The organism is Mycobacterium interjectum (genome assembly GCF_900078675.2).
In the GTDB taxonomy this organism is placed as follows: Bacteria; Actinomycetota; Actinomycetes; order Mycobacteriales; family Mycobacteriaceae; genus Mycobacterium; species Mycobacterium interjectum.
On record NZ_LT546251.1, the window covers coordinates 1 to 8137 of the forward strand.

Consider the following 8137-nt stretch of genomic DNA (forward strand, 5'->3'; position numbering starts at 1 on the left):
ATCTGCTCAAGGGTGATGCCGTCGTCACGGTTGCGGGCGACCCGAACGACGTCGTCACGAAACTCACGGGGATACGGCCTGGGCACAATGACATCCTTCCAGCCCACCCCACAGGGGCAAGCCATCTCAGGTGTCACCTACTCGTGCAGCAGACCCGATCGATCCCCATTAGCTTCTCGCGTTTGGCTGCGACTGGCCCCGTGCTGGCCTGATCCCGATCGATGGACCAGTTCGCGATGCACTGGAAAAGGCTCAGCGACGAAGACGTTCGGCCGAACCGAGGCGCCGAGCGTCAAGCGAGATCGAGAACGCAATTTGCCGGTGCGTGATCGACCCTCGCCGCACTCAGCGCGGTCACCACGCGCTCGAGGAGCGTGACCGCGCAGAGCGTCCGCTCGAAGCCCCGCTCTGACCGTTAACCGAAGGATTGCTGGGCTCGAAGGGTTTTCTGGAGTCACTCGGGGTGACCGGCATCGTCCGGCTGATTCACAGGTGTTCGAAGCTTTGCAACAGAATCGCTCCATTGGAGATCGTGCTCGGAAACCGCGGTGTCGCTGCGATTCGACCGAGAGACTTGGTGACATCTTGGTCGCGTAGGTTTGCGCGATCGGGCTTGTCTTCAATTTTGTTGTATAGCCAGCGGCTAGTGTCGATTGCGCGCTCTGCTCGGCCGCGATCGTCCAGGGTGAGTCGCAAAGCGCGATGGACTATGTCGTGGCGCATTTGACGGGTGGTCTCGAATTCAGCGAAAAGCACTTCGGGGATGTCGGGTTGCGCAAGCCTGCGCCACTGGCGTAGCCGACCCGGGAAGTCACTGTCGGTGTTGGCGACTCTGAGCTCTGCTTCGGTGTCGTCATACTGTTTCCGAAGCTCGTTCTTCAGTGCCCAGCGAAGTACCGCCTCGATCGCCGTGACTGTTCTACGGACGGCGCCGGTATAGTCGCCGCGCTCCATCAAAGAGCGCGCATCTAGAAGCTCGAATTCGCCGGGAGTGGCGTTCGACGAAGACGCCGCCGAGATGTCTGCTGGCGACGTCCATTCAAATTCTCTGCCTGATTTCGCTTTTGGGTCCATCATGACCGGTTTTCGGTCCCACTCCTTATAGCGCAAAAGCGAGGCGCGATAGCCAACTCCCTCGTGTCTGATGTACCAGATCGCAACATCCCATGCGCTTACCTCATGCGGGAAATAGTCATAGGTGATAAGTCGGTAGCGTTGGATCAACTCATTAACCACGGGCAAATGGGCCTCGCATAGGGAGGCCCAATATGCTTGCTGCTCGGCTCGCATGCGGGGTATCGCGTGCTCGTCGAGTCGACGGAAAGCGCTGACGTGGGCCCGGGCGGAAATGCGCAGCATGGTCTTGCACGGTCTCCGTAGCACCGAGACATCCTCTTGATCCTTAAGGGCACCGGCGATATCGTCGCTAGGCTGCCATTCGTCGCGCAGCGGACCTTGGTGAATCACCGTTACTCTTGAGTCGGTTACATCCCCGATGTAAACCTCCATCCAGGGAGTGCAGATGTCGACGGTGAAATCGGTGTCGCGCCAGGTGACACGAACAGGACCCGGCGGCGCCATGAGCCAGAAGGGCAGCTCGACATAGAGCATTGTTTCGTGCAGCGGTGAGGTCCAGTCGATGCCATCACCGAACATGAACGACTCGGGAATACCACTAGTGTCGAAGTTTGCAGCCACTCAATAAGTATGGGGAGGATGTCGCCGTGTTTCATAGCCATGCCCTTCTCAAAATCGAAAGGTTTTCAGGACAATGCCGCGGAAAGCTTATGCCACCGGCGGCTACCTCACGCTCGGGCAGGCCCGCTACTCGCTTCAGCGAGGCCACCCGGCGGTCGAAAGCGGCACCGGCGTAAGGCTGCGCGCTCAGGCATTTGTCGTCGAACCGTACCGAGCCCTCGGCCGGCAGCCCAGTGATCCACACCTGGAGTTCGATGTCAGCCCCGTCAGGAGCGCTTCGTTGCGTGGCCGTCTCGGCGTCCTCCCGGCGCGCCAGTGTGACAATCGCTTGAAACGGTTTCAGGCCTATGTCACACTGTGTCCATGGAGCGTATGCACCAGCTGGCGGACGAGATCCGCGAGACATTTGACGAACGCGGCTGGAAGATCGAGAGGGCTGTGCAGTCGGACCAGGCATTCGGCAAGACACGCAGGCCTCAGTCGTCCATGGGCCGAGCTCTTGTAGTTGATGCGATCGAGGCGGCAATCAGTCGCATTGGGGGGCTTGGGTATCAGATCGTGAGCGGTGGTGCTTGTGACATCAGTGATCTTGTCGACGGTGCCGACCGCCGCTTCCGCCTTCGCAAGGCCGAGATCGATCCCAGCACTGACGGCTACAAGATCCTCGCCGGATCCGATGCGATCTTGACCATCACCGGTGCGGAGCCCGACTCGCTTTGGCCCGCCGAACGTTGGGTGCTCGGATACACCGTCGACGATGAGGGGCTGGTTGTCGATATCTTTGCGGCACGGGTCCTCGGAATCAGTGAGGATGCTGTTCCACTTCTGCAGCTTGGCCCGGTGACCCTCCTCGGAACTGGTGGTTACGCAACTCCGCCGTCGGGTGGCGGCTTCCAGCCGCCCGAGGAGGACGACCTGGGCGGCGACTTCGGCGATGGAGATGCCGACGACACTGGCGAGGCCAGCGCAGGCTAGCCGTGTCTCGCCCCGACTGGCCAACCTCCCCCCTCCGCACCTCACGCTATATGTGTGGAGCGCCGAGCGAAATGGACGCCAAGCCGTGAACGTCTACCCCGATTACACGCGGATACAACGCCTTCGCACTGCCCGCGGTCTGACTCAAGCCGAGCTCGCTGAACAGCTCGACCTACCCGCAAGTGCCTTCTCGCGGGTGCTCAGCGGACAGCTTCCGATCGACAGCGCCGACGCTCAACGGCTCGCGGACGCACTCGAATGCAGCCCCGCTTTGTTGAGCAGGCCCACGTCGGACGTGCTTCACACCCGTCCGTGGTTGCGTGCGTACGCCGACGCTCCTAAGAAGACAGTGGAACAGTACGTCGCCGACACCTTGCTGGCGCTTGAGTCCTTCGTTGAAATGCGGCTCAAGCAAATGCCCGAACGACTCCCAGTTTTCACCGGCGACCTTAACGACGACAACGAGATCGACGAGTTTGCAACGGATGTCCGCGACGCGGCCGACGTGCCCGCTGTGCTCGCCGTTCCGAATGTGACCCGCGCTGCCGAGCGGCTTGGTTGTCTCGTGCTGCCGATGGATAACGAACTGGGCAAGCACCTCGGCATGTCGCTCTTCGTCAACGGAACCCCTGTGATTCGAGTTAGCCGCCCGACGGGTAGTGGGGGCGTCCCCGGTGATCGGCAGCGATTCACGCTCGCCCACGAGCTCGCGCACGTGACCCTCCACTCCTCATGCTCACCGCCAGAGACAGCAGAGCAAGCCAAGGCGATTGAGAAGCAGGCGAATCGCTTCGCGGGCGCCTTTCTTCTTCCCGGCGACTCCTTCCTCGGCGATCTGGACGAAGTAGGGGGCAGAGTTACGCTTTCCACACTTTCAAGGCTGAAGGAGCGGTGGGGCGTGGCGATCAAGGCGATGGTGTTCCGCCTACAGCAACTGCGTCGAATCGACATGGATCATGCGCGAAGTCTGTACAAGCAGATTTCCGCTCGCGGCTGGAACAAGAATGAACCGATGAAGGTCGGAAACGAGCGTGCCATTTGGCTTGCCAAGGCGCTCTCGCAGCGATTTCCCGGTGACGACCCGATCGCACAAGCTGTGGACAGAACCGGAATTCGCCGTCCATATTTCGAGTCTTGGACAAGTTGGGAGCCCAACGTGGACGCGGACGTCATCCAGTTCCGTCCGCGAACTGCCAGCAGTCATGGCCAGGGGACGGGCAGTGTCACCCGGCTGTGAGTCGACGGCCGCCGGGCGCCAAGCGCTGAAGCGGTTCCCGCTCGATTTGTCGCATGTCAGGACGGTCGAGCGCTAAGCATGGTGCGTAGCCCCTCAAGCCGGCCGTGTACTTCGTCGAATGTGAGAACTTCAATTGCTTGGAGTCCGGAGCGGTATCGCGTGAAGGATTGGCGCCTCTCGTTGTCGAGTGGCTCGAACCGGCCCACGATGACTGCGCCTCGAACGGTTGAGGTTTCGATAGCTGGCGCGTTTGGTGTCTGACCGACAAGAGTTGGGAAGTCGGTAACCGCGGACTCCATCTGAGCTTGCAGTTGTGCGACAGCCCCGGAAAGGTCCCTGTGGGGCGGGTATACCTCCGCACCTTCGGCGCCTCGATATCGAGAGCCGAGTAGGCGAGTGGCTGGGGCCTTAATTTCGACGACAACGGCGGTGTTAGTCAGCGAGTTGACGAGGACAAAGTCCGCGATTCGTCCTCCGCTTGCATGTATGGTAGGCAACCGTAACTGTAGTTGATCCCCGTAGAGTGCTACGGGAGCGGCGAAGAGTTGCTGTAGCGCGAACGTGTTGACTTTGAAGAATCTCTGCCACCAAGACTCATCCTTTGCGTTTGCCCCTCTCAGGCCATTGCCGAACTGCTCTATCAGAAATTCGAGAGTCACGAGCTCAATGTCTTTGCGCAGTTTTCCGAAGGCAGGTGGATCCTCGCGCGCGACCCTTTCCGATTCTGTGGACATGCGCTTCACGAGTGCGGCCCTCTGGTCTGTATCCAGCGGCACATCGTCGGTGAGTTCCCGGGTGATTGCCTGGATGATGGGGTGTCTGCCAATTATGGGGGTCTTAGGCGCCTTACCGACGAGATCCGCAATCGCGTTGTAAGCAGCGACGTCGTTCACGCGACCGACGACTGTATGGGCTCTCTGATAATTGAGGTCCACCGCGTGCTTGTACCGTGAAAATCGGTCAAGACCGATGCGAAAGACGGTCCCATTCACGCCCTCGGCTTCTGGTGGCCCGAAGCGGACAACATCGCAGTCGGTAACTGATTCAATGGCGCGGATGATTTCGCGGTACTGTCGTCGAAGGCCCAATCCATAGGCGAATACGCTTCCAAATCCGTCCGGCATTCCGGAGATCTCGAGACCATAAGTACCTTCATCAATTTCAATGTCGAAATTCGAGCTATAAGACGCTGTGTCGAGCTGCAATTCCCGCACTCGGCTAAACTGCTGATGATGGTTGCCAAGAATGGCCAGCCTGGGAAAAACGCTCAACAGTTGATTCTCAGGATCGAACCGCACCATGTCGACACCCGGCGTGTGGGACCAATCCTTCGGCCCCCACCACGTCAAAACAAGTGTCGGGCCCTCGTGGCGTGCCACAAGATGGCCGTGGTAATCCTCCCACTTGGTTGAGTTGGCGATCATGCAGCTCTCCGCTCGCGCTGGTTCCCAATGCCGTGGCCGTACCGAGATCTACTCCGAGGTCCTCATATAAGCAGGTTGAAGGGGCGCGCCGACTGCGGGGGCCACCCCTACACGGCTGGTGACCGACCAGCGTCCGATAGGGATAGGTCGACGCCACCCGTATCTGCGTTTAGGAAGGCAGCAGGTTGCCAGCCGGGTCCCACAATCGCTCAACAGTGTCTGTGATCACGGCTGACCGCGCAGCGGCTAAGTGTGGACCTTCCAGCCCGCCTCGACAACCCCAAATGGCTCGGAGAAAGGGGCTTCGGTATCGATCATTTTGGTATACAGATCCGGTTCGCTTTGCAGCCTGTAGCCGATGAACCCTTGCGGTCTGGCCGGCAGTCACAGCGGCTTTGCGCAGCGGCAGCAGCTTGCCAATCTCTTCGTAATTGACGACCGATGTAGCTGCTCATGGGTCAGGTAGCGTTGCTCCACTTCCGGAAGCCGGGGCAGCTCGATGCCGTCGGCCGCTGCAGTTGCTGCTGGTCACCACGGGGGATCAGGGTTTGCTGCTCGCGCGACGCACAAAGACGACATCCTCGTCGTTCTCCAGGGATTCAGTGACCGAGAGACCCAGGCCACCTCCTTCAATCAGGACTCCACCGTTAGGCAGTGCCCAAGCGTGCGCGTCTGGTGTGTTGGGAAGGATCACCTTACGAACGGCCCCCTCAATGGATCGACCCGTGCGTCGTATGGCAACGACGTCTCTGTCCATAACTTCGATACCGCTCTTGTACTTCATCGTGCTATCTCCCGAGTACTAGGAGGTGGCTGGGCCGACACCCGAAGACAGACACCGTATTTGCTGCTAGGTGGCGCCTTCCGCTGATGCCTGGGCGTCAATAGAGATTCTCGACACGGACAATTGGAAGCCCATGCTGAGGATCTGCTTACCTTGCTGCATCAGGTTTAGTTTGCTGAAGAATGGAAGCCAGTCAGCACCTTGCTTATCTGAATTGGCTATTACCCCGTAGGAAACGGCGTATTTCGACCGGTCGACTGGGCTCGACGCGTCAGGTACGAGTTCCAGCCATTGGTCGCGTTGGCCTGGCGCGACAGTATTTTCAATTTCGGTTCGAATTTTATCGCGGAACGTGCCGTCGCTTAGGAATGTAGTCGCACTCACCGACCCTTGCGCAAAAAGGTGGCTGAGTGTTGAAGATCGCGACTTTCGCTGGATATGAATAAATTCACCTGCAGATGACAGTACATCACATACTTCGATGCCCGAGGACGCTCCGCCCGGCACTTTGATTTTCTTGTCGAGGTTTATGAGTTTGCCGGCTTGCGAAGCGGCCAACCGCTGGTTGTAGACGTACTCACTCTCGCCCGCAGTTGAATTGATAAGTGTTACGGCGCTGCTCGGCAGTCGCCCAGCGAACGCGTCAACCTCCTCGGCGAGGCTGTCACTGATCGCAAGCCATTTGCCCTCAATGAGAACATACAGCTGGTCGTTTACGCGCTGCTCAGAAATGAGACAGTTGTAAAGCGTACAACGCTCGTCGGACTGTCCGGAACGAAGGAATTTGACTGTTACTTGACGGCCTTTTAGCTTCTTCACCGTAATCTCTGATCGGGGTGTGCTCAACGCTCCGAGGTACTCGTCAATGTCGAGGTCCTCGAAGAGCTCCTTACTACCCGCAATCTTAAAGGCTTCGATATCCTCCCAATTGATTGTCTCTGGCATTGCCATATGTGTTATGCTGGTGTCGCCACCCACCAGTTGATCGGCTAGACGCTCATCGAGTAGATCGATGAGCGAGGAATCGGTGACTAAGGCCAAGTGGTCGATCCAGGAGAAATTATCCTTGTACGAATCCTCAGAAAAGGCTGCTAAGATGTCGCCCAGCATCTCCGGCAAGTCTGCGGCATTCTTCGTCGTGCCGAGCACCAAGGCGTCGGCACCTGATAGCCGCTTCGAAAGCGATGGGTCACGTGGCTCGCCGGTAACGGCACGAAGAATATCGCTCGATATGTCGATACCGAATGTCGGAATATCAGTCTTTTTACTTGTCTGGGTCGTCCGGTTGACCACGAGATCTTCGAACGTTTTGGTGTCCATGCTCCGGAGCTGTGTCGGATCGATTCGGTTCAGCGCGACCCTGAGGCCAAACTGTCGTTCGATTTTGGACAGATCGAGCAGGCTTCGGCCATAACCGAACGTCAGTGCAAAGTAGCGGTCATGCGCCTTCGCCACAAGCAGTCCGGACGCGGATGACGAGAACACGTCGGGCAAAGTCGGCGCGACACCGCGGACAAACTGCACCCAACCGGGTGTTTTAGGAGGCTTCGTTACATAGTAAAAATTGCCGCTAAGCCCGCCTTGATCGGACACGGGTACCTTCGTCGGGGTCTTGCCCATCGCGATGGCCTCGTCCGCGTCGCTAATTTCCTGGAGTAGGTAGATTGTGAGCCGCTGACTAGTCACGGCCATACTCCCACGTGTCGCCGAACCGTTTTGCTATTGAGATGCTGGTGTCCATTGTGATACCGATCCGGTGATTGGCGGGGGATTTCCGGCACTCCGCGCGGCTGCGTGGCGGATGGAACGCCGACGGTTTGCATGAGGCCAAAATGGGGCCAAACCATCGGACCAGGTGCTCCAAGTGTCGCCCGCCACGGTGATGGGACCGGTTTGAGCTGGGTTTAGCCACGGTCATGGGACCACCTGATTGCCAGTAATGGGACCACCGGCGTGTCGCGTCGGGGGCCGCTCGATAACTGGATCGGATCGCTTCACGTCGAAGTCGCGTGAAGGGGT

5 protein-coding genes are annotated in these 8137 nt (G+C 58.8%); 2 read left to right on the forward strand and 3 right to left on the reverse strand.

Annotated features, from left to right (window positions below):
* Positions 1-486 precede the first annotated feature (486 nt).
* The gene (locus tag BN4348_RS59060; RefSeq protein WP_142308837.1) at positions 487-1698 is read right to left on the reverse strand and encodes a hypothetical protein; all 1212 of its coding nucleotides are present in this window, start codon (positions 1696-1698) and stop codon (positions 487-489) included.
* Between the two features lie 363 nt (positions 1699-2061).
* Here BN4348_RS59060 and BN4348_RS59065 point away from each other — a divergent pair, with 363 nt between their 5' ends.
* Both BN4348_RS59065 and BN4348_RS59070 read left to right on the forward strand, forming a co-directional pair.
* Entirely contained in the window at positions 2062-2673 is a 612-nt protein-coding gene (locus tag BN4348_RS59065) for a hypothetical protein (RefSeq protein WP_142308838.1), read from the forward strand.
* Positions 2674-2758: 85 nt separating this feature from the next.
* The gene (locus BN4348_RS59070) at positions 2759-3910 is read left to right on the forward strand and encodes an XRE family transcriptional regulator (protein WP_160040681.1); all 1152 of its coding nucleotides are present in this window, start codon (positions 2759-2761) and stop codon (positions 3908-3910) included.
* Positions 3911-3966: 56 nt separating this feature from the next.
* Here BN4348_RS59070 and BN4348_RS59075 read toward each other — a convergent pair whose 3' ends face one another.
* Entirely contained in the window at positions 3967-5334 is a 1368-nt protein-coding gene (locus BN4348_RS59075) for a Shedu anti-phage system protein SduA domain-containing protein (protein ID WP_066917777.1), read from the reverse strand.
* An 850-nt stretch (positions 5335-6184) separates the two neighbouring features.
* Positions 6185-7804 (reverse strand): DUF6119 family protein, encoded by a 1620-nt coding sequence (locus tag BN4348_RS59080; protein ID WP_160040684.1) that lies wholly within the window; start codon positions 7802-7804, stop codon positions 6185-6187.
* Between the last annotated feature and the right edge of the window lie 333 nt (positions 7805-8137).